Source organism: Hydrogenophaga sp. A37, from assembly GCF_002001205.1.
Taxonomy (GTDB): Bacteria; Pseudomonadota; Gammaproteobacteria; order Burkholderiales; family Burkholderiaceae_C; genus Hydrogenophaga.
This window is the reverse complement of record NZ_MUNZ01000119.1, coordinates 60,639-81,166: the sequence shown is the minus strand read 5'-3', so window position 1 is coordinate 81,166 and position 20,528 is coordinate 60,639. Positions and strand designations below refer to the sequence as shown.

22 protein-coding genes are annotated in these 20,528 nt (G+C 67.3%); 5 read left to right on the top strand and 17 right to left on the bottom strand.

What is annotated here, in order from left to right; genetic code table 11:
• Positions 1-30 precede the first annotated feature (30 nt).
• Positions 31-945 (top strand): DUF72 domain-containing protein, encoded by a 915-nt coding sequence (locus B0E41_RS15950; protein WP_077332151.1) that lies wholly within the window; start codon positions 31-33, stop codon positions 943-945.
• Between the two features lie 3 nt (positions 946-948).
• Here the strand turns inward: B0E41_RS15950 and B0E41_RS15945 are convergent, their stop codons facing one another.
• The 12 genes from B0E41_RS15945 to B0E41_RS15890 form a co-directional block, all read right to left on the bottom strand.
• On the bottom strand, positions 949-1,500 hold the full coding sequence (locus B0E41_RS15945) for a methylated-DNA--[protein]-cysteine S-methyltransferase (RefSeq protein ID WP_077332144.1): 552 nt from the start codon (positions 1,498-1,500) through the stop codon (positions 949-951).
• 1 nt (position 1,501) lies between these two features.
• A complete protein-coding gene (locus B0E41_RS15940) occupies positions 1,502-1,915 on the bottom strand; it encodes a hypothetical protein (RefSeq protein WP_077332143.1) in 414 nt (137 codons plus the stop codon).
• The gene (locus tag B0E41_RS15935) at positions 1,912-2,205 is read right to left on the bottom strand and encodes a hypothetical protein (protein ID WP_077332142.1); all 294 of its coding nucleotides are present in this window, start codon (positions 2,203-2,205) and stop codon (positions 1,912-1,914) included. The genes B0E41_RS15940 and B0E41_RS15935 overlap by 4 nt, the downstream gene beginning before the upstream one ends.
• 95 nt (positions 2,206-2,300) lie before the next feature.
• Positions 2,301-3,203 carry an SDR family oxidoreductase gene (locus tag B0E41_RS15930; protein WP_077332141.1) on the bottom strand — a complete coding sequence of 301 codons (903 nt, stop codon included), beginning with the start codon at positions 3,201-3,203 and terminating at the stop codon, positions 2,301-2,303.
• Positions 3,204-3,421: 218 nt separating this feature from the next.
• Positions 3,422-3,961: a GNAT family N-acetyltransferase gene (locus B0E41_RS15925; protein ID WP_253194919.1), complete on the bottom strand. Its 540-nt coding sequence runs from the start codon at positions 3,959-3,961 to the stop codon at positions 3,422-3,424.
• 32 nt (positions 3,962-3,993) lie between these two features.
• Complete coding sequence (locus B0E41_RS15920) at positions 3,994-4,929, bottom strand: glutathione S-transferase family protein (protein ID WP_077332140.1); 936 nt, start codon at positions 4,927-4,929, stop codon at positions 3,994-3,996.
• Positions 4,930-4,943: 14 nt separating this feature from the next.
• On the bottom strand, positions 4,944-6,629 hold the full coding sequence (locus tag B0E41_RS15915) for an acyl-CoA dehydrogenase family protein (protein WP_077332139.1): 1,686 nt from the start codon (positions 6,627-6,629) through the stop codon (positions 4,944-4,946).
• A 114-nt stretch (positions 6,630-6,743) separates the two neighbouring features.
• Positions 6,744-7,757, bottom strand: a complete 1,014-nt coding sequence (locus B0E41_RS15910; protein WP_077332138.1) for an NADP-dependent oxidoreductase — start codon at positions 7,755-7,757, stop codon at positions 6,744-6,746.
• Positions 7,758-7,790: 33 nt separating this feature from the next.
• Positions 7,791-8,216 carry a PaaI family thioesterase gene (locus tag B0E41_RS15905; protein WP_077332137.1) on the bottom strand — a complete coding sequence of 142 codons (426 nt, stop codon included), beginning with the start codon at positions 8,214-8,216 and terminating at the stop codon, positions 7,791-7,793.
• Positions 8,217-9,008: an SDR family oxidoreductase gene (locus B0E41_RS15900; protein WP_077332136.1), complete on the bottom strand. Its 792-nt coding sequence runs from the start codon at positions 9,006-9,008 to the stop codon at positions 8,217-8,219.
• Between the two features lie 34 nt (positions 9,009-9,042).
• The gene (locus tag B0E41_RS15895) at positions 9,043-10,866 is read right to left on the bottom strand and encodes an acyl-CoA dehydrogenase (protein ID WP_077332135.1); all 1,824 of its coding nucleotides are present in this window, start codon (positions 10,864-10,866) and stop codon (positions 9,043-9,045) included.
• A 37-nt stretch (positions 10,867-10,903) separates the two neighbouring features.
• Positions 10,904-11,935, bottom strand: coding sequence for an AraC family transcriptional regulator (locus B0E41_RS15890; protein WP_077332134.1), 1,032 nt, complete (start codon positions 11,933-11,935; stop codon positions 10,904-10,906).
• Positions 11,936-12,128: 193 nt separating this feature from the next.
• On the opposite strand from B0E41_RS15890, the gene B0E41_RS15885 reads away from it, so the two are divergent.
• The 4 genes from B0E41_RS15885 (at position 12,129) to B0E41_RS15870 (ending at position 16,132) form a co-directional block, all read left to right on the top strand.
• Positions 12,129-12,932, top strand: a complete 804-nt coding sequence (locus B0E41_RS15885) for an SDR family oxidoreductase (protein WP_077332133.1) — start codon at positions 12,129-12,131, stop codon at positions 12,930-12,932.
• 102 nt (positions 12,933-13,034) lie between these two features.
• Complete coding sequence (locus tag B0E41_RS15880; protein WP_077332132.1) at positions 13,035-14,267, top strand: styrene monooxygenase/indole monooxygenase family protein; 1,233 nt, start codon at positions 13,035-13,037, stop codon at positions 14,265-14,267.
• 72 nt (positions 14,268-14,339) lie between these two features.
• The gene (locus B0E41_RS15875; protein ID WP_077332131.1) at positions 14,340-14,897 is read left to right on the top strand and encodes a flavin reductase family protein; all 558 of its coding nucleotides are present in this window, start codon (positions 14,340-14,342) and stop codon (positions 14,895-14,897) included.
• Positions 14,894-16,132, top strand: coding sequence for a dienelactone hydrolase family protein (locus B0E41_RS15870; RefSeq protein WP_077332130.1), 1,239 nt, complete (start codon positions 14,894-14,896; stop codon positions 16,130-16,132). The genes B0E41_RS15875 and B0E41_RS15870 overlap by 4 nt, the downstream gene beginning before the upstream one ends.
• A gap of 38 nt (positions 16,133-16,170) precedes the next feature.
• On the opposite strand, the gene B0E41_RS15865 is transcribed toward B0E41_RS15870, so the two are convergent.
• Genes B0E41_RS15865 through B0E41_RS15845 form a run of 5 tightly spaced genes read right to left on the bottom strand, consistent with a single transcriptional unit; the run spans position 16,171 to position 20,500 of the window.
• Complete coding sequence (locus B0E41_RS15865) at positions 16,171-17,136, bottom strand: tripartite tricarboxylate transporter substrate binding protein (protein WP_077332129.1); 966 nt, start codon at positions 17,134-17,136, stop codon at positions 16,171-16,173.
• A 28-nt stretch (positions 17,137-17,164) separates the two neighbouring features.
• A complete protein-coding gene (locus B0E41_RS15860; RefSeq protein WP_077332128.1) occupies positions 17,165-17,503 on the bottom strand; it encodes a hypothetical protein in 339 nt (112 codons plus the stop codon).
• Position 17,504: 1 nt separating this feature from the next.
• Positions 17,505-18,866: an acyclic terpene utilization AtuA family protein gene (locus B0E41_RS15855; RefSeq protein ID WP_077332127.1), complete on the bottom strand. Its 1,362-nt coding sequence runs from the start codon at positions 18,864-18,866 to the stop codon at positions 17,505-17,507.
• A gap of 8 nt (positions 18,867-18,874) precedes the next feature.
• Entirely contained in the window at positions 18,875-19,276 is a 402-nt protein-coding gene (locus B0E41_RS15850; protein ID WP_077332149.1) for a PaaI family thioesterase, read from the bottom strand.
• A gap of 48 nt (positions 19,277-19,324) precedes the next feature.
• Positions 19,325-20,500: an acetyl-CoA C-acyltransferase gene (locus B0E41_RS15845; RefSeq protein ID WP_077332126.1), complete on the bottom strand. Its 1,176-nt coding sequence runs from the start codon at positions 20,498-20,500 to the stop codon at positions 19,325-19,327.
• Positions 20,501-20,528 lie beyond the last annotated feature (28 nt).

The window sequence follows — 20,528 nt, the reverse complement described above, 5'->3', positions numbered from 1 at the left end:
GTACGGCCCCTCGTCCCAGACGATGCCGGCCTGAACCCGTGCATCCGCCTGGGCGCCTCGACCTGGAGCTACCCGGGCTGGGCCGGCATCGTCTGGGACGAGGGGCCGTACAGCGAATCCGTGCTGGCCAAGAACGGCCTGGCTGCCTACGCGCAACACCCGCTGCTGCGCTGCGTGGGCATTGATCGCTCGTTCTACCGCCCGCTGACCGAGGGGCAGTACGCGCGCTACGCGGGCGAGGTGCCCGACGACTTCCGCTTCGTGGTCAAGGCGCCGGCGGTGGTGACCGATGCGCTGGTGCGCGGCGAACAGGGCCAGGGCCGCCAGCCCAACACCGCCTTTCTGGACCCGGCGTTGGCCACGCAGGAGTTCATCACCCCCGCGCTGGCGGGGCTGGGCGACAAGGTGGGCGCGCTGGTGTTCCAGCTCAGCCCCCTGCCCTTTTCACAGTTGCAGCGCCTGCCGCTGTTGCTGGAGCGGCTGCGCGCGATGCTCAGGGCGCTGCCCGATGTGCGCGGCGCCACGCCCGATGGCGTAGTGGCCGTCGAGGTGCGCGACCCGGAGTGGCTATCGCCCACCATCGCGCCGCAGCTCGCGGCCGTGCTCAAGGAGACGGGTGCCACCTACTGCCTGGGCCTGCACGCCAAGATGCCGCGTCTGGCCGAGCAGTTGCCGCTGCTGCGCGCCCTGTGGCCCGGGCCGATGGTCTGCCGCTGGAACCTGAACCCGCTGCACGGCGCCTACGGCTACGAAGACGCGCAGCGCGAATACAGCCCCTACGACCGCATCCACGACGTGGACGAAGACACCCGCGCGCTGCTCGTGCGCACCCTCACCGGCGTGACCGGCGCAGGCCAGAACGCCTTTGTCACCATCAGCAACAAGGCCGAGGGCTGTGCGCCACTCTCGGCGCTGGCGCTGGCCGAGCGCCTGGCGCAGCGCTGACGCTCAGAGGTCGTCGAACAGCGATGGCGTGCCGCCCGGCACCGCGCCTTCGATGGCCAGCATGCGCAGCTTGGTCAGCGCACCGCCGCTGGCTGAAAACCCGCCCGGCTTCTGGCCGGCGGCCAGCACGCGGTGGCAGGGCACGACCGGCGCAAACGGGTTGTGCCCCATGGCCTGGCCCACGGCGCGGGCCAGGCTCGGGTCACCGAGCTCCTGCGCGATCTCGCCATAGGTCCGGGTCTGGCCCGGCGGGATGGCGCGGGCGATGGCATAGGCCTGGCGCTGGAACGGCGTGAGGCGCTCCAGGTCGAGCTCCAGCTCCAGCAACTGGCGCGGCTCACCGTTCAGCAGGGCCTGGATGCCGGTGATGGCGGCGCGCACGGCATCGGGTGGGTCACTCACCTCAGGGCAGCCACCCGCGCTCTTCAGCAGGCGCGCTCGCGTGGCCTGCGCGTTGGGCTCGGGCAGTTGCACCGCCGTGATGCCGTGGCTGCCCCAGGCGATGCCGCAGGCGCCGATAACAGTGTCGAACAGCGCATGACCGAGGCTGGCCATGTCAGCCTGGGGGCGAGTGGGCCGCGTGGTGGGCGGTGCCAGCGATTCGCACAAGGCTGGGGTGCAACACGCCCAACTTGGGGTTTTGCCCATGGGGGGCGGCGGGGGGCACCGAGAACCACTCGCTGCTGAAGGGCAGCGTGACCAGGTTCTTCAGGTTGAACTTGGTGTCGTAGCTCAGTCCAGCCGCCGCGTAGGCGGCCGGGTGTTTCGCTTTGAGGATGGCGAACTCGCCTTTGTGCAGGGCGGTGGTGCGCTGGCTGGTGCCGTAGGCCACCTGAACGAAGAACTCCGGGGCCTGGTCGTCGAACACGACGAGGATCAGGGCGGGTCGCGGCTTGGGTTTGGGGTTGATGTCATCCGGGAAGTGACACCAGACGATGTCCCCGGCGGTGGGCTCGGGCCACCCAGTCATGTGTTGTCGGTGCCGAACAGACTCGACCGCACCGATTTCGTCGGGGCCTTGGGCGCGCGGGCGCGAATCTGCCGCAGCTGCGTGGCGGTCAGGGCGCCGTCGTCGGCTTCGTACTGGGGGAGCACCTGCACGGCCAGCGCATGGAGCGCGAGGTGAATGGTCTGGGTTTCATCCACACCAAGTTGTGCGGCCAGTCGCTGGGCCGTGGTGCGCGTCACGCCCGTGCTGCTGTCGGCGGCACGGTAGCGGAAGGCGATCTGGTTTGAGAGGGTTTGGGTGCGGCTGGGCATGGTTGGACCCCTGGTTGTGAAGCGATGAAGTGGTTTCAGTATATCTTAAAGATATCTTTTTATCACTTGCTTCAGCAGCCAAGAATCTCCCGCCCTCACCCGCGCAGCGCCTGCCGCAAGGCCACGCCGATCTCGGGCCGTTCGGCGAACGGGTCGGGCGGGTTGCTACCGGCCACGACCGCGTCGAAGCGCGACTGGGCGTTGCCCAGCGCCTTGGGGTGGCTGTAGATGTAGAAGCGGTCGGCGGCGATGGCGTCGAACACCATCTGTGCGACCTGTGCCGCGGTGATCTTGCCCGAACCCACGGCCTTGTCACTCATGGCCTGGCCGATCATCTGGCTCTGTGTCGCCTTCTCGTCGGCCAGTTCGGCCGGCTTGTTGCGGTGGCTCTGGTTGATGCCGGTGGGCACGAAATACGGGCACAACACGCTGGCGCTGACCTGGTCGGTGACCAGCTTCAAATCTTGATAGAGCGTCTCGCTCAGGCTCACCACCGCGTGTTTACTCACGTTGTAGATGCCCATGTTGGGGGGAGTCAGCAGGCCCGCCATGCTGGCGGTGTTGACGATGTGGCCTTGATACGCCGGGTCGGCTTTGGCGGCGGCCAGCATCATGGGCGTGAAGAGGCGCACACCGTGGATCACGCCCCACACGTTGACGCCCAGCACCCACTCCCAGTCCTTCACCGAGTTTTCCCAGACCAAGCCGCCCGAGCCCACGCCCGCGTTGTTGAAGACGAAGTGCGGCGCGCCGAAACGCTGCAACACGTCGGCGGCGAGGGCTTCCATCTGTTCGGCGCTGGACACGTCCACTTTGCGGGCCAGCACGTGCGCGCCAGCGGCTTCCATCTCGGCCTGCGCTTGGTCCAGCGCGTCTTGCTGCACATCGACCAGCACGAGATTCATGCCGAGCTTCGCGCCGATGCGCGCACATTCGAGGCCGAAGCCTGAACCCGCGCCGGTCAGTACCGCGGTCTTGTCTTTGAAATCTTGAATCATCGGTCGTGTCTCCTGTGGTTTTGGGGGCTCATGGTGCGCGATTCAAAGTGATGTTTTACGTGACTTGCTCCTTCCCCCGCTGGGGGAAGGCTGGGATGGGGGCACGAACTCAGATGTGTTTGCAAATAGCCAGTCTTGTACTGCGGCGACGGCCCCCATCCCTGCCTTCCCCCAGCGGGGGAAGGAGTCAAACCCATCACTTTGGATCGCACCTGGGTTCATCTGCGAAGCATCTCGATGTGCGGGATGCCGTCTTCGACGTAGGGCTTGTCATCCGACACGAAGCCGTGGCGGTTGTAGAAGGCTTCCAGATGCGCCTGCGCACCGATGCGGATGGGCTGCTCGCCCCACAGCGCGATGAGCTGGCGCACCGACTCCGCCATGAGCGCGTGGCCGATGCCGCCACCGCGTGCGGCGGGCGCGGTGACCACGCGGCCGATGCTGGCTTCAGCAAAGTCCACACCGGGTGGCACGAGGCGGGTGCTGGCCAGCAGGCTGACGGGGCCATCGGCGGCAACGGTTTCGCCGCCGGGCCGCCCCAAGGCGAAACGCGCCCCCTCGGGGGGCAGCGAACCCAGCGCAGCGGGGAGCGTGGGGGCAACGGCTTCGCCCAGCACATGCATGCACTGCGCATCCCGCCCGTCCAGATCAAGGAACACGCAGCGCTGCTCCACCACGAAGACTTCCGAGCGAAGGCGCAGCAACCGGTACAGAGTGTCGGCCGACAGGGCGGCAAACGGCAGGCAGCGCCACTGCACGGCGGCGCTGCGGGTGAGCACGGTCTGGCCGCTCAAGCGCGCACTTCCTTCAGCACATAGCCGATGCGGGGGAAGTGCACGTGCAGGTGCCCCGCGCGGTCGTCGGTGCGTTCCAGCGTGTAGTGCGTGCGGGTGGCGGCGATCAGCGTGCCCTCGGTGGTCTCGGTGCCGAAGCTCTCGGCGGCCACGGTCACGCGGCTGCCCAGCGCGATGCCGTGGTCGTCTTGAAAGGCTTCGTCGGCCAGCGGCGCGGGCACGGCCGCGGCGGCCACTGCAATGGCCTCGGTGGACGTGAACTTCGCGGGCTGGCCGTGGCCCAGCGAAGCCATGCGGTCCATCCAGGCCAGCACACCGGGCGTGGCGTCCAGGATGCCGGCCATGGCCGGGTTCACCACGCGGGTGAACCACAGCGGGTGGTAGGCGGCGAAGTCGACGATGCAGGGTGCATCGCCGAACAGGAAGGGCTGCTCGTGCAGCATGTGGGCGAGGCGGCGCAGGTAGCTGCGGTAGGCCGAGGCGGCGTCGCCCGCGCGCAGGCTGGTCATGCCGGTGCGCATGGCGCTGCGGTCGGCGGCGAAAGCCTGACCCACTTCGGGCGGCTGGGTGCCAAACATCGCGGCCGCGCCCTTGGGCCCCAGGGTGTGGCCCATGGCGGCCCAGAACAAGCTGCTGTCGGCCCACTGCGCCACGATGCGCGTGACGCCCTTGAGGTGTTGAGGGAACAACACGGGCTCGGGCTTGAGGTGCTCCAGCACGGTGGCGATCAGGGCCGTGTCGCAGTAGATGTCGGCACCGATCTGCAGCAGCGGCGTGCGGCGGTAGCCGCCGGTCAGCGCGACCACGTCGGGCTTGGGCATCACGCTGGGGATGAACACGCTCTTCCAGGCGAGCCCCTTGAAACCGAGCATCAGGCGCGCCTTCTCGGCGAAGGGTGACATGGGGTAGTGGTGCAGGATCAGATCGGGCATGGTGTCTCCAGAATTCAGCGCGGTTGGGCTCTTTGAATGATGGCATCGAAATCGACCCCCGAGCCGAGCGAGCCAAAGCTGTGGCCCCAGTGCCCGGCGATGCGCGAATCACAGAACGCGCCGAACACGGCGGCCGGCGCGGTCTGCGCCAGCAGCGCGGCCTGCACGGCCAGCGCCACGTCTTGCGCCAGGCGGCGGGCTTCGATCTCGGTGGCCATCTGCTCGACGCGGATCGGCAGGCTCTGTGCCAGGTGGTCCAGCGCCGGGTGCATGCCTTTGGCGGGGGCCAGTTCGTGGGCCAGCGCGGCGGCGGCGTCTGCCTTGCGCAGGGCGCGCAGCAGGTCCAGCGCCATGATGTTGCCCGCGCCTTCCCAGATGCTGTTGACCGGCATCTCGCGGTAGATGCGGGCCATGATGCCTTCGCCGCCTTCCTCCACGTAGCCGTTGCCGCCCAGGCATTCCATGGCCTCTTGCGCGAAGTGGCTGCCGCGCTTGCAGATCCAGAACTTGGCCACCGGCGTGAGCAGGCGCTGCATCGCGCGTTCGTGTTCATCGCCTGGGCAATCAAAGCTGCGCGCGAGGCGCAGCGCCAGCGCGGTGGACGCTTCGGATTCCAGCGCCAGATCTGCCAGCACGTTTTTCATCAACGGCTGGTGAATGAGCAGCTTGCCAAAGGCCTTGCGCTGCGACGTGTGGTTCAGCGCGATGGACAAGGCCTGGCGCATCAGGCCACTGGTGCCGAGCGCGCAGTCCAGCCGCGTCATCGTGCCCATGGCCAGGATCTGCGGCACGCCCCGGCCTTCCTCGCCCACCAACCAGGCGGTGGCGCCCGCGAACTCCACCTCGGAACTGGCGTTGGCCTTGTTGCCCAGCTTGTCTTTCAGGCGCTGGATGAAGAGCTGGTTCATCGACCCGTCTGGCAGCACGCGCGGCAGGAACAGGCAAGAGAGACCGCTGGGCGTTTGCGCGAGGATCAGGAAGGCGTCGCACATGGGCGCCGAGAAGAACCACTTGTGGCCCGTGACGCTGAAGCGCTGGCCCCAGGCGTCGCTGCCGGCGGGCACCGCTTGCGTGGTGTTGGCGCGCACGTCCGAGCCGCCCTGCTTCTCGGTCATGCCCATGCCCATGGTCACGCCGGGTTTGTCCTTCCACAGCTTCAACGCCGGGTCGTAGGCGCGGCTGGTGAGCTGTGGCGCCCAGTCGGCGTAGATGGCCGGGTTGTCGCGCAGCGCGGGCGTGACCGCGTAACTCATGGAGATGGGGCACAGCGTGGAGGACTCCAGCTCGGTGAAGAGCATGAAGCCTGCGGCGCGGGAGAGGTGCGGGTTCGCTGCACCCTCACCCCTGCCCTCTCCCGCCAGCGGGAGAGGGCAGGGGTGAGGGCTCCCCCAAGGCGTGCCATGCAAACCCGCCGCCGTCGCCGCCGTCATCAGCGCGTGGTAGCTCGGGTGGAACTCCACCTGGTCGATGCGGTGGCCCAAGCGGTCGTGGCTCTTGAGCTGCGGCGTGAACACATTGGCCAGGCGCGCGTGGGTCTGCATCTCGGCGCTGCCCGCCAAGACACCGAGCGCATGCAAGGGCGCGGTGTCCAGCGCAGGCGCGTTGAACCTCAGCGCATCCTGCAGCGCCCGGTTGCCAGTGAACAGATTGACATCCACCAGCGGATCAACCTGATTAAAGACTTCATGGGTAGCGCTCATGACAACTCCTCAAACAAGAAGCGATGACTTCAACCCAGGCCACCGCGGAACCGGCTCCGCCGGGCCGCCAGTGGCGCCCCCTCGGGGGGTGACGCCGCAGGCGGCGCGGGGGGGTTACAGCCTCACGAGTTGCTTCCCGAAATTCTTGCCCTTGAGCAGACCCATGAAAGCCTCTGGCGCAGACGCCAGCCCTTGCGCCACGGTCTCGCGAGGACGCAGCTTACCGGTGGCCACCAAGGTGCCCAGCTCGGTCAGCGCCTCGGGCCAGACCTCCATGTGTTCGCTCACGATGAAGCCCTCGACCTTCAGGCGGTTCACCAGGATCAGCGCCGGGTTGGCCAACGGCAGTGGCTGGCCGTCGTAGCCGGCGATCATCCCGCAGACCGCGATGCGGCCGAAGGCGTTCATGCGCAGCAGCACGGCGTCCAGAATCATGCCGCCCACGTTCTCGAAGTAGCCGTCAATACCGTTCGGGCATGCCTCTTTCAGCGCCTTGGCCAGCGAGTACATGTCTTTGTGCAGCTTGTAGTCGATGCAGGCGTCAAAGCCCAGCTCCTTGACGGCGTACTCGCACTTCTCCGGCCCGCCCGCAATGCCAACCGCGCGGCAACCGCGCGCCTTGGCCAGGGCGCCGTAGGCGCTGCCCACCGCGCCGGTGGCGGCGCTGATGACCACCGTGTCACCGGCCTTGGGGTTGATGATCTTGACCAGCCCGTACCAGGCGGTCACGCCCGGCATTCCGACCGCGCCCAGGTAGTAGGACAGCGGCACGTGCGTGGTGTCCAGCTTGCGCAGCGCGCCGGGCTGCGCGGCGTCGACCACGCTGTATTCCTGCCAGCCGCCCATGCCGACCACCTGGTCGCCGGGTTGGAACTTGGGGTGCTTCGATTCCACGATCTCGCCCACCGTGCCGCCGATCATGACCTCGCCCAGCGGCTGCGACGCGGCGTAGCTCTTGCTGTCGTTCATGCGGCCGCGCATGTACGGGTCCAGGCTCAGGTAATGGTGGCGCACCAGCACCTGGCCGTCTTGCAGCGGCGGGGTTTCGGTGGTCACAAGCTTGAAGTTGTCGACGCTTGCTTCGCCTTGCGGGCGGTTGTCGAGCACGATCTGTTGGTTGCTGGGCATGGTTGTCTCCTGGGTGGGTGGTGACCGAAAAATTCAGTCGGTCTTGAGGGTGTTGAGCGCGTTAGTGGACTTGCCGACCGGCAGGCGCGGAACGAATTTGAAGGTGCCCGTGGCGTGGGCGCAAAGCTTGCCCGCCGCGTCAAAGATGCTGCCTTCGGTGAAGGCCATGGTGGCGGTGCGGTGCAGCAGCCTGCCCTTGGCCAGCAGCGGCCCCTTGGCCGCGCGCATGAAGCTGGTTTTCATCTCGATGGTGACGCAGCCCATGGTCGGTTCCACCGAGCGCGCGGCGTGTGCCATCACCACATCGAGCAGCGTCATGCTGGCGCCGCCGTGCACCACGTTGAAGGAATTTTCATGCTCGGGCTTCGGCGCAAAAGCGATCTCCGCCTCGCCGCCTTCGAACGTCTGCAGTTCGAAGCCGAGCAGTTCAACGAATGGGATGTGGACTTCAAATTTCACTCAACCACCCGTAATAACTGAGACGCCACCATCGACCGCCAGCCACTGCCCCGTGATGTGTTTCCCAGCATCCGACGCATAAAGCACGGTCAGACCCTTCAGGTCTTCGTCGTCGCCCAGACGGCGCAAGGGAGCGTGTGAAGCCAGCTTCTCTTCGCCCATGGCCTTCAAGGTGCCCTGCGTCATCTTGCTCGGGAAAAAGCCCGGGCAGATGGCGTTGACGCGAATGCCATGTTCGCCCCACTCGGCGGCCAGCGCACGGGTGAAGTTGATGACCGCGCCCTTGGAGGTGTTGTAGGCAATGGTCTTCATGCCTGAGGGGTTGCCGCCCAGGCCGGCGATGCTGGCGGTGTTGATGATGCTGCCGCTGCGGCGCGGGATCATGCTGGCCTTGGCGATCAGCTGGCTCAGCAAAAAGTAGCTGCGCACGTTGAGGTTCATCACCTTGTCCCAGGCTTCGAGCGGGTGGTCTTCGGCCGGCGCGCCCCAGGCGGCGCCGGCGTTGTTGATCAGGATGTCCACCTCACCCACACGCTGCAGGGTTTCGCTTGTGAGGCGGCGGATGTCTTCTTCGAGCGAGCAGTCGGCGGCTATCCAGCGCGCGTCGATGTTGGCGGCCTGCAGCTCGGCCGTGGCCTCTTCCAGGTCACCGGCCTTGCGCGAGCTGATCACCACGCGGGCACCGGCCTCGCCGAGGGCATAGGCCATTTGCAGGCCCAGGCCACGCGAGCCACCGGTGATGAGGGCGGTCTTGCCTTTAAGGTCGAAGAGTTGGGTGACGGTTCGGGTCATGTGTTGTCTCCTGGGATGTTGGAAATGGAGGGCATCAAAAAGCGGCTTCGGGCAGCTCGGAACAGGTCAGGTCGCGGTCGCGAACCACCTGCAACCAGGCGCCGATCTTGGGCAACTCGTAGTGGAAAAAGAAACGCGCGGCGGCCAGGCGCCCGGTGCGTGCGTTGCTCTCGCTGGAGTGCCGCGCGGTCAGCGCCACGTCGAGCCAGATCCAGGCCAGCACGGTGTGGCCAAAGGCCTGCAGGTAAGGCACGGCGTTGGCCAGCGCCTCGGTCGGGTTGGCGGTCGCCCAGGCGGCTTTCGTGGCCGCGCCCACTTGTGCGAGCGCCTGGCCCAGGGCGTTGGCGTGCGCCGCCAGTTCGGGCACCTGGATTCCGCGCTCGATGGTGGCGTTGATGCGGCCGGCCAGCAGCTGCAGGCCCTTGCCGTTTTCCATCAGCACCTTGCGGCCCAGCAGGTCCATGCCCTGGATGCCGTGTGTGCCTTCGTGGATCATGTTGAGGCGGTTGTCGCGCCAGTACTGCTCCACCGGAAAGTCGCGCGTGTAGCCGTAACCGCCGTGCACCTGGATCGCCAGCGAGTTGGCTTCGAGGCACCACTCGCTGGGCCAGCTCTTGGCGATGGGCGTCAGCACTTCGAGCAGCAAGCGCGCATCGTCGGCAGCTTGCGTGCCGCCGGTGTGTTGCTCGTCCACCAGGCGGGCGCAATACAGCTCCAGCGCCAGCGCACCTTCGCAGTAGCTCTTCTGGGCCAGCAACATGCGCTTCACGTCGGCGTGTTCGATGATGCGCACCTGGGGCGCTGCGGCATCCTTCCCGCCAGCCGCCACGGGCCGGCCCTGGGGCCGGTTCTTCGCATAGTCAAGACTCGCGTGGTAACCCGCCATGCCCAGCATGGTGGCCGCCATGCCGACGCCGATGCGGGCCTCGTTCATCATGTGGAACATGCACTGCAGGCCCCGGCCAGGCTGGCCGACCAGGTAGCCCACCGCGCCGGCTTCACCGCGCACCGGGTACTTGCCTTCGCCGAAGTTCAGCAGCGTGTTGGTGGTGCCGCGCCAGCCGCATTTGTGGTTTAAACCGGCCAGCGCCACGTCGTTGCGCTCACCGGTCAGCTGGCCTTCGGTATCCACCAGTTTCTTGGGCACGATGAAGAGCGAAATGCCTTTGACGCCGGCGATGAGCTTGCCGTGTTCGTCGGGGATCTTGGCCAGCACCAGGTGGATGATGTTCTCGGTCAGCTCGTGTTCGCCGGCCGAGATCCACATCTTGTTGCCGCGCAAGCGGTAGCGCGGGCCGAGTGGGTCGGCCTCGAAGCCGTCACCGTCCGGCACGGCGCGCGTGACCACGTCGCTCAACGACGAGCCGGCCTGCGGTTCGCTCAGGCACATGGTTCCTGAGAATCGGCCATTGAACTCGTTGAGCGCAAACACGCGCTGCTGCGCCGCGGTGCCGTGCTTCATCAACAGGTTGGCGTTGCCCGTGGTGAGCATGCCGCTGCCGATGCTCACCGAGGCCATGGCAAAAAAGGCGTTGGCCGCGGCCTCCACCGTGTAGGGCAGCTGCATGCCGCCCTTGTCATAGTCCTGCGCGGCGCTCAGCATGCCGCTCTCAGCGTAGGCCTTCTGCGCGTCGTGCGTGGCCTGCGGCAGGATGACGCGCTCACCGTCGAAGTGCGGCTCCTGCGTGTCCACCAGGCGGTTGAAGGGCGCGTATTTCTCTCGCGCGATGCGCTCGCAGGTGTCGAGCACCGCGTCGAAGGTTTCGCGCGAGTGGTCAGCGAAACGTTCACGCTGGTTGAGCGATTCGGCGCCCAGCCAGTCGTGCAGCAGGAAATCGATGGTGGGTCGCAAATTCATGGGGCTCCTCGATCAGGGAGCGCCAACTGTAATGCGCTCAGGCGCGTGGACTTGACCCCTGCATGACAGCACGCGGCCTCTTCAGGGTGTCCACCGGTCGCTCGCCGAAACGGCGCTGGTACTGGGCTGCGAAGTGGCCCATGTGCAAGAAGCCATGCTCGGCGGCCACCTGCGTCACCGAGACATCGCTCGACGCCTGACCAGCGGCCCGGCGCAGCAACTCACGCACCTTGTCCAGCCGCAGGTTGCGCCAGTACACCATGGGCGACTCGCCGGTGTGGGCGACGAAGGCCTGCTGCAGGCTGCGCGCGCTCACGTGGAGGTGCCCGCAGAGGTCGGCCAGCGTCAATGGGCATGTCACGTTGGCCTGCATGAAGTCCTGCGCCCGCCGCACGGCGCGCGGCAGCAGCGGGCGCCGGGTGTCGCCACACAAAGCCTCGCTGTAGTTGTGGGGCGCCTGCATCAGCAAGGTGTTGAGCAGGTAGGCCTCGGCCTGCTGGGCCAGGGCGGAGCCGGAAAACCCGGCGTCCACCTCCAGGGTTTCGGCCAGGTAGCGCACGAAACCGGCCAGGGGGGCCAGCGCAGGCGTGTCCATGGCCAGGCCCAACCCGAACACCAGCGGCCGGTGCACGGCCGTCTGTGACAGCTGCTCCACCTGCCGCACCACGGCACCCATCGACATGCGCAGGATCAGGTGGGGGCTGTCATCGGCCCAGCGCATCTTCAGGTATTCGCTCGGGGACGGCAACGAGGCCACGCCCGGTCGGGCCGTGACCCGTTGCCCGCCGCAGTTCACCTCGGCGCTGCCTCGCAACGGGATTTGCAGCAGGTAGAAGCTGCGCAGGTGTCCGGGTTCGATGTCCACCGCCGGGCCGTACTGCACGTAGTTGAGGCTCACGTCTTGACACACCGGCGCGCTGTGGTGGCGCGCGTCAAGCACCACGGCCGATCCGCAGGGGTTGAGCATGTGGGGGCAGAACACGCGTGCCACCGCCTCGCGCGCCTGGTCCACATCCCGCGTGTGAAACAGCGCATGGCTGGCCAAGGGGTAACGGTAGGGCGACAACATGGCGCTGACGCTAGCAAAACACGCACCAGCGCGCCACGGGATTTTCCCGTGGCGACGCGCCATGAAAGGGCACTCCCTGCAATTTCTCGCTTTCGGGACAGTGGCTGCGCAATCGGGATGCCACCGGGGTCCGCCGGTTTCTACAGTGGCCTCACCGCCCCATGCGGCGTTTGTTTCAAGCCCAGGAGACCCCATGCCTCAAGCCACTTTTCTCGGACTGTCCGGCAAAACCGCCATCGTCACCGGCGGCGCCACGCTCATTGGTGCTGCCGTGGTGCGGGCCTTGCACGCCCAGGGGGTTCGCGTCACGCTCGCCGACATCGACGCCGCTGGCGGCCAGGCGGTGGCCGATGGTTGCGGAGACGGCGTGTGGTTCCGCGCCACCGACATCACCGACGACGCCCAGGTGTGTGCCTGCGTGGACGAGACCGCCGCGCGTTTCGGCAGCGTCGACTTCCTCGTCAACCTGGCCTGCTCTTACCTGGACGACGGGCTGCAATCGGGCCGCGCCGACTGGCACAAGGCCCTGGACGTGAATGTGGTCAGCGCGGTGATGATGCTCAAGGCGGTGCACCCGCACATGCAGCGGGCCGGGGGCGGCTCGGTGGTGAACTTCACCAGCATCTCCTCCGGCGTGGCCCAGACGGGGCGCTGGCTCTACCCGGTCAGCAAGGCCGCACTGGTGCAGCTGACGCGCAACATGGCCATGGACCTGGCACCCGACCACATCCGGGTCAACAGCGTGTCGCCCGGCTGGACATGGTCGGCCATCATGAACCAGCTGACCCAGGGCGACCGCGCCAAGACCGATCGCGTGGCCGCCCCCTTCCACCTGCTCAAGCGCGTCGGCGACCCCGACGAGGTGGCCCAGGTGGCGCTGTTCCTGTGCTCGGACCACGCCAGCTTCGTCACCGGCGCCGACTACGCTGTCGACGGTGGTTATTCGGCCATGGGGCCGGAATCGCACGAACCGGCCATCCCCAAGCTGATGGCCTGAGCGCCGCGCCGGGCCGCTCCCAAGCAAGCTCGCACCGCAGCCCGCAGGGCAAAGTTGCTCCAACCAACCCCGCTTTCCCCCACACCACCAGGAGACAACACCATGCGCAAAATCATGATCGTCGGCGCCGGCCAGGCCGGGCTGCAACTGGGCATCAGCCTGCTCCAGCGCGGCTACCGCGTCAGCATCACCAGCAACCGCACACCCGAGGACCTGCGCACCGGCAAGGTGCTGTCCAGCCAGTGCATGTTCCACGACAGCCTGCAGCTCGAACGCGACCGCGGGCTCAACTTCTGGGAAGCCGAATGCCCGCCGGTCGAAGGCATCTCGTTCACCGTGCCCCACCCCGAGCTGCCCGGCGAAAAAGCCATGAGCTGGAGCCACCGGCTGGACCACAAGGCGCAGTCGGTCGACCAGCGCGTGAAGGTGCCCGGCTGGATGGCCGAGTTCGGCCGCCTGGGCGGCGAACTGCTGATGCACGAAGCCGGCATGGACGACCTGGAGCGCTGGACGCAGAGCCACGACCTCGTGATCGTGGCCGCCGGCAAGGGCGCCATCGCCCAGATGTTCCAGCGCGACGCCAGCCGCAGCCCCTACGACAAGCCACAGCGCGCCCTGGCACTGACCTATGTGCACGGCATGGCGCCCCGCCCCGAGTTCTCGGCCGTCAACTTCAACCTCATCCCCGGTGTGGGCGAGTACTTCGTGTTCCCCGCGCTGACGGTCAGCGGCCCCTGCGAGATCATGGTGTTCGAGGGCGTGCCCGGTGGCCCCATGGACTGCTGGGGCGACGTGGCGACGCCGGCCCAGCACCTGGCCCGGTCTAAAGAAATACTGGCCAAGTTCCTGCCCTGGGAAGCGGCCCGCTGCACCCAGGTGGAGCTGACCGATGCCAACGGCATCCTCGCCGGGCGCTTCGCCCCCACGGTGCGCCAGCCGGTGGGCCAGTTGCCCAGCGGCCGGGTGGTGATGGGCATGGCCGACGCGGTGATGCTCAACGACCCCATCACCGGGCAGGGCTCCAACAACGCGGCCAAGTTCGCTAACGCGGTGGAACGGGCCATCGTGGCGCAAGGCGACCAGCCCTTTGACGCCACCTTCATGCAGCAGACCTTCGAGGATTTTTGGGCAAGTTACGGCCACTTCGCCACCGACTGGACCAACGCCTTGCTGTCGCCGCCGCCACCCCACGTGCTCAAGGTGCTGGGCGCGGCCTGTGGCGAACCCCGGGTGGCCCGGCGCATCGCCAACGGCTTCAACAACCCGACCGACTTCGTGAACTTCTTCATGACGCCGGACAAGGTCGACGCCTACCTGGAAGCGGTGCCGGCATGAGACACCCTGTGTCAACCCCCCGCCGTTCCGAAGGGGCTCAGCCCCGCAGTGCGCAGCACGGAGGGTAGTCCAATGACCGCAGCCGAACTGGGCACCCTGCCCCCCTTGCAGGCCCTGCGCCACAGCGCCAGCCTGCCGCTGTCGGACTTCCGCCTGGCCATGCGCCGCCTGACCGGTGCCGTGACTCTGGTGGCCACCCACGACGGCCAGACCCTGGCCGGCCTGACCGCCACCGCCGTCACCTCCTTCTCGGCCGAGCCAGCGCGGCTGCTGGCCTGCGTCAACCTCAAGGGCTCGACCTTCCGCGCCATCGCGGAAAGCCGGCGCATGAGCGTGAACCTGCTGGCCTACCGCCACCTCGACCTGGCGCAGCAGTTCGGCGGCGCGCCCACTTCCCAGTCGCAGCGCTTCGAGCCCGGCCGCTGGGGCACGCTGGCCACCGGTGCGCCGGTGCTGCTGGACGCGTTGGCCGTGTTCGACTGCGTGGTTGACGAAATGATGGTGGCCCACAGCCACGCCGCCATGATCGGCGAGATCAAGGCGGTGCTGCTGAGCCCCCGCAACGAAGCACCGCTGCTGTACTCGGATGGCCAATACACCACCCTCGCAGACCTTGGAGAAACCGCATGACACCCACCGCCTCAACCATCCGCATCCCGGCCAGCGACGGCAGCGGATCTTTCGACGCCTACCTCGCCCTTCCGCCCTCGGGCCATGGCCCCGGCATCGTGCTCGCGCAGGAGATTTTTGGCGTCAATGACACCATGCGCGCCGTGGCCGACCATTACGCCGAAGAAGGTTATGTGGTGCTGGTGCCCGACCTGTTCTGGCGCCAGCAGCCCGGCATTCAGCTGGGCTACACCGAGGCCGATTTCCAGCGCGCCTTCGGTCTCTACCAGGGCTTTGATGAGACCCTGGGCGTGGCCGACATCCAGGCCAGCCTGAACGCGCTGCGCCAGCGCCCCGAGTGCTCGGGCCAGGCCGGTGTGCTGGGCTTCTGCCTGGGCGGCAAGCTGGCCTACCTGGCGGCCTGCCACACCGATGCCGACGTGGCCGTGGGCTACTACGGCGTGGGCATTGAAAAGGCGCTGGACGACGCCCAGGGTCTGCGCGGCCGGCTGGTGCTGCACATCGCCGAAAACGACGCCTTCTGCCCGCCCGAGGCGCGCGCTGCGATCCTGGCGGCGCTGTCCAGCCGCGAGCAGACCGAGCTGTATGTGTACCCCGGTGTGGACCACGCGTTTGCCCGGCAGGGTGCTGACCACTTCCACAAGCCTTCGGCGCTGATGGCGCACCAGCGCAGCGTGGCCGCCTTCAAGGCCACCATGGGCCCCCACCCCGACTTCTCGGCCCTGTGGGACAAGCATTGCGAACACGAGTTCGCCACCCGCGACGTGGCCGCCACCATGGCCACCATGGTGGCCGAACCGTATGTGAACCACATTCCCACCATGACCGGCGGCGTGGGCCACACCATGCTGTCGCGCTTCTACCAGCACCACTTCGTCAACAGCAACCCGCCCGACACCACGCTGGTGCCGATCTCGCGCACCATCGGCGCCACACAGATCGTCGACGAGCTGCTGTTCTGCTTCACGCACACCTGCGAGATCGACTGGATGCTGCCCGGCATCGCGCCCACCGGCAAACGCGTCGAAATCCCCCTGGTGGCCATCGTCAAGTTCCGGGGCGACAAGCTTTACCACGAACACATCTACTGGGACCAGGCCAGCGTGCTGGTGCAGATCGGCCAACTCGACCCGACCGGCCTGCCGGTGGCCGGCATCGAGACGGCGCGCAAGCTGCTGGACGAACACCTGCCGTCCAACACCTTGATGGCGAGCTGGGCCCGCTCCGCGCCCTGAGGCAAGCCCCCGCGCCGCCTTCGGTCTCACCGCACCGCTTATTGCGGTTCGATCTTCGCGTCTTTGATGGCCTTGGCCCACTTGGCGGTTTCGGTCACGCTGCGCTTGGCCAGGTCTTCGGGGGTGCCGGGTTCGACCGCGAAGCCGATGCCCGCGAACCGGTCCTGGATCTCCTTGCTGCTGGCGGCGGCGTTCACCGCCTTGTTGAGCTTGGCCACGATGTCGGGCGGCGTGCCCGCGGGCGCGAACACCGCGAAGTAGGCGATCAGCTCGTAGTCTTTCAAGCCCAGCGCTTCGTTCACGGTGGGCAGCTCGGGCACGGCGGGCGAGCGCTTGCTTGAGGTCACCGCCAGGCCACGCACCTTGCCGGCCTTCACCTGCGGCAGCATCACCGCGAAGTCGGCGCTGAACATCTGCACCACGCCACCGATCAGGTCGGTCATGGCGGCGGGACCGCTCTTGTAGGACACGTTGGTGAGCTGGATGCCGGCCATGCCGGCCATCATCTCGGTGGACACGAGTTGCGAGGTGCTGGCGCTGGCGAAGTTGATGCTGCCGGGCTTGGCCTTGGCCATGTCCACCAGCTCTTTCAGCGTCTTGGCCGGCACGTCGTTGTTGACCGCCATGATCAGCGGCACCGAGCCCATGTAGGCCACGGGCGCGAACGCGGTGTCCTGGTCGTAGGGCAGCTTCTTCATCAGGCTCTTCAACGCCGCGTTGGTGCTGTTGGTGCCGATCAGGATGGTGTAGCCGTCGGGTGCGGCTTTGGCCACCGCGTCGGCGCCCAGCAGGCCGTTGGCGCCGGGCTTGTTGTCCACCACGATGGTCTGCCCCAAGGACTCCTGCATCTTCAGCGCGAAGGCGCGGCCGATGGTGTCGGTGGCGCTCCCGGCGGCAAAGGGCACGACCGCCTTGATGGGTTTGTCGGGGTAGGCCTGGGCCATTGCGGTGGAGCAGGCCAGGGTGGTGGCGGTGGCCGCCAGGACTCGGGTCAGGGATCTCATGTTTTGTCTCCTTGTGTGTTGAAAAAACTCAGTCGGGCAAAGGCAGGTCCAGCAGGGCCGCACTCAGGGTTTTGCCATGGGCATCCAGTGCCAGCGAGCGTGTCACGCCGCCGCACAGGGCATCGAACATCACGAAATGCACAGCGGCGAGATCGGGCAAGGTGTAGCGCTGCACCGGGCCATGCACCACGCCCGCAAAGTGGGTCTGCACCCGCTCGGCGGTGAGCAGGCGCTCCAGCTCGGGATAGTCTGCCGGGTTCAGCGCAATCACGCTCAGCGTGGCGCGGTTGCCCTTGTCGCCCGAGCGCGCGAGTGCGATGTCGCGCAGTGTGCGAGCGGTCTTGGATGGGGTGGGCGCTTTCGCCATGTCAGTCCCCTGCATGGCGTTCGAGGATGTCGCAGCGCGGCTGCACCGCGTGGCGCGGCATGAGGGCCGAGGCCGCAGCGATCACCTCGCGCACCGACTGCGTCACGCCGCCGCCGCCCGCCGGACCGTTGAGGTACAACGCCTCCACTTCCTGCCCCACCGCTTCGGCCTGCGTGCGGTTGGCACAGCGCACCGCCAGGCGCACGCGCACTTCATAGGGTTCGCGGTCGGTGCCGAGCTGGGGGCCATGCATCGCGTTCACGCCGATCAGCTCGGCGCGGTGTTCCAGACCTGTGAGACCGTGGGACAACGTGGCGTCCTGCAGCCGGTGCCGCAGGATGGACAAAGCCAGTTCCCCACGCGCCCGCGCACCCGGGCCGGCGTAGGAAATCTGGCCCTCGCCAATGAAGCCGTCGCGGTAACCCAGTGTCACCTTCAGCTGTTCGGGACGGGCGTGGCCGCTGGCGCCCTGCGCCTGCACGCGGTCAGATTCAAGCTCAGTGAAACGAACCTTTGAAAAATCGCCCACCACATCGGCCTGCAGATAGTGCGCCGGGTCTTCCACTTCGTACAGCAGCTGCGCGGTGCAACTCAACCGGTCCACGCGCCCGCCGGTGCCCGGCAGCTTGGTGATGACCGCGCTGCCATCGGCAGCCACTTCGGCCAGCGGAAAACCCACGCGGTGCAGATCGGGAACGTCCACATGGCCCGGGTCGGCCAGATAGCCGCCGCTGACCTGGGCCGCGCATTCGAGCAGATGCCCGACCAGCAGGCCCTGACCCAGGTGGTGCCAGTGATCCGCGGTCCAGCCGAAGTGGGCCATGAGCGGCGCCACGAACAGAGACGGATCGGCCACGCGGCCGGTGATGATCACGTTCACATCGGCCTGCAGCGCGGGCAGCAAGGCGTCGGCACCGAGGTAGGCGTTGGCCGAAATCAATCGGCCGTCCAGCGAACGCACGGTGTCGGTCGAATCCATCAGCGGCACGTCGTTCGCCAGCATCCAGGGCAACACGTCGTCGCCCGTCACCACCGCCACGCGCAGGCGCGGCAGGCCCAGTTCGCGCGCCACATCCAGCACGGCCTGCCCGGCCGCCATCGGGTTCGCAGCGCCCATGTTGGTGATGATGGTCACGCCGTTGCGCACGCAGGCCGGCAGCACGGCACGCATGCGCGCCTGGAGCATCGGGTCGTACCCGGCTTGTGGATCCTGGGCTCGGCGCAGCTGGGCCAGCGCGATGGTGCGTTCGGCCAGGCACTCGAACACCAGCGCATCCAGCTCACCACGTTCGGCCAGATCCACTGCGGGGTCGATGCGGTCACCGGCGTAGCCGGCACCGGAACCGATGCGGTAGGGGTCCATCGTTTCGCTCAGGGAGGCGCCGCCGGCAACGCGGCGATGGTGCCCTGCGCCACGGCGCAAAGCTTTTCTTCACCGTCTTTCACCACGAACACGTCGCAGCGGCAGACGGCCTGCGACTTGCTGGTGTGCACGGCTTCGGCGCGCGCGATCAGGCGTTCACCGACGGCCGGGCGCAGGTAGTTGATCTTGAATTCGGAGGTGACCACCGGCACCCGCAAGGCCGTGCCGCCCGCATAAGTCAACGCGTTGTCGGCGGCGTAGCTGAGCACGCCACCGTGCACGAAGCCATGCTGCTGTTTCACCGCTTCCGTGATCGGGACGTGCAGCTCGCAGTGCCCCGGCGACAGCGCCGCCAGCTCGGCCCCGATCAGCACCGAAAAAGGCTGTTTCGCCAGGACCTCGCGGCCCATGGCGAGGAAGACTTCGGGGCTGACGGTGACGTCGCTCACCGGAGGTCCTTACAAGACTTCAAAGACACCCGCCGCGCCCATGCCGCCACCGATGCACATGGTCACGCAGACGCGCTTGGCGCCGCGGCGTTTGCCTTCGATCAGTGCGTGGCCGGTCAGGCGCTGGCCCGACACACCGTAGGGGTGGCCCACGGCGATGGCGCCGCCGTTCACGTTGAGCTTGTCGTGCGGAATGCCCAGCTTGTCGCGGCAGTAGAGCACCTGCACGGCGAAGGCTTCGTTGAGCTCCCACAGGTCGATGTCGCTCACCTTCAGGCCCAGGCGCGCGAGCACCTTGGGGATGGCGAACACCGGGCCGATGCCCATTTCGTCGGGCTCACAGCCCGCGACGGCAAAGCCGAGGAAGCGGCCCAGCGGCTGCAGGCCACGTTTCTCGGCCAGCGTTTCGTCCATCAGCACGCAGGCACCAGCGCCGTCGCTGAACTGGCTGGCGTTGCCGGCCGTGACCAGACCGCCCGGCAGCGCCGAACGCAGGCCGGCGATGCCTTCTTTGGTGGTGCCGGCACGGATGCCTTCGTCGTTCTCGACCGTGACCTGTTTGGTCATCAGGCCCATGACTTTGTCGGCCACGCCGGCGGTCACGGTGATGGGCGCGATCTCGGCCTTGAACAGCCCGGCTTCCAGCGCGGCCGTGGCCCGCTGCTGGCTGGCGGCGCCGTATTCGTCCATGGCATCGCGGCCGATGCCGTAGCGCTTGGCCACTTGTTCAGCGGTCTGCAGCATGTTCCAGTAGATCTCGGGCTTGATCTTCTCCAGCGCGAGGTCTTTGAGCATGTGCACGTTCATCTCCTGCTGCACGCAGGAAATGCTTTCCACACCACCAGCGACATACACCGAGCCTTCGCCGGCAATGATGCGCTGCGCGGCCAGCGCGATGGTCTGCAGGCCGGATGAACAGAAGCGGTTGACGGTCATGCCCGAGACCGTGATCGGCAGGCCGGCCTTGAGCGCGATCTGGCGCGCGATGTTGGCGCCCGTGGCGCCCTCGGGGTTGGCGCAGCCCATGATCACGTCTTCGACTTCAGCGGCGTCGATGCCGGCGCGCTGCACGGCGTGCTGCACCGCGTGGCCGCCGAGCGTGGCACCGTGGGTCATGTTGAAGGCGCCCTTCCAGCTCTTGGCCAGGGGCGTGCGGGCGGTGGAGACGATGACGGCGTTGGTCATGATGGATTCCTCAATTCAATGTTCGTGC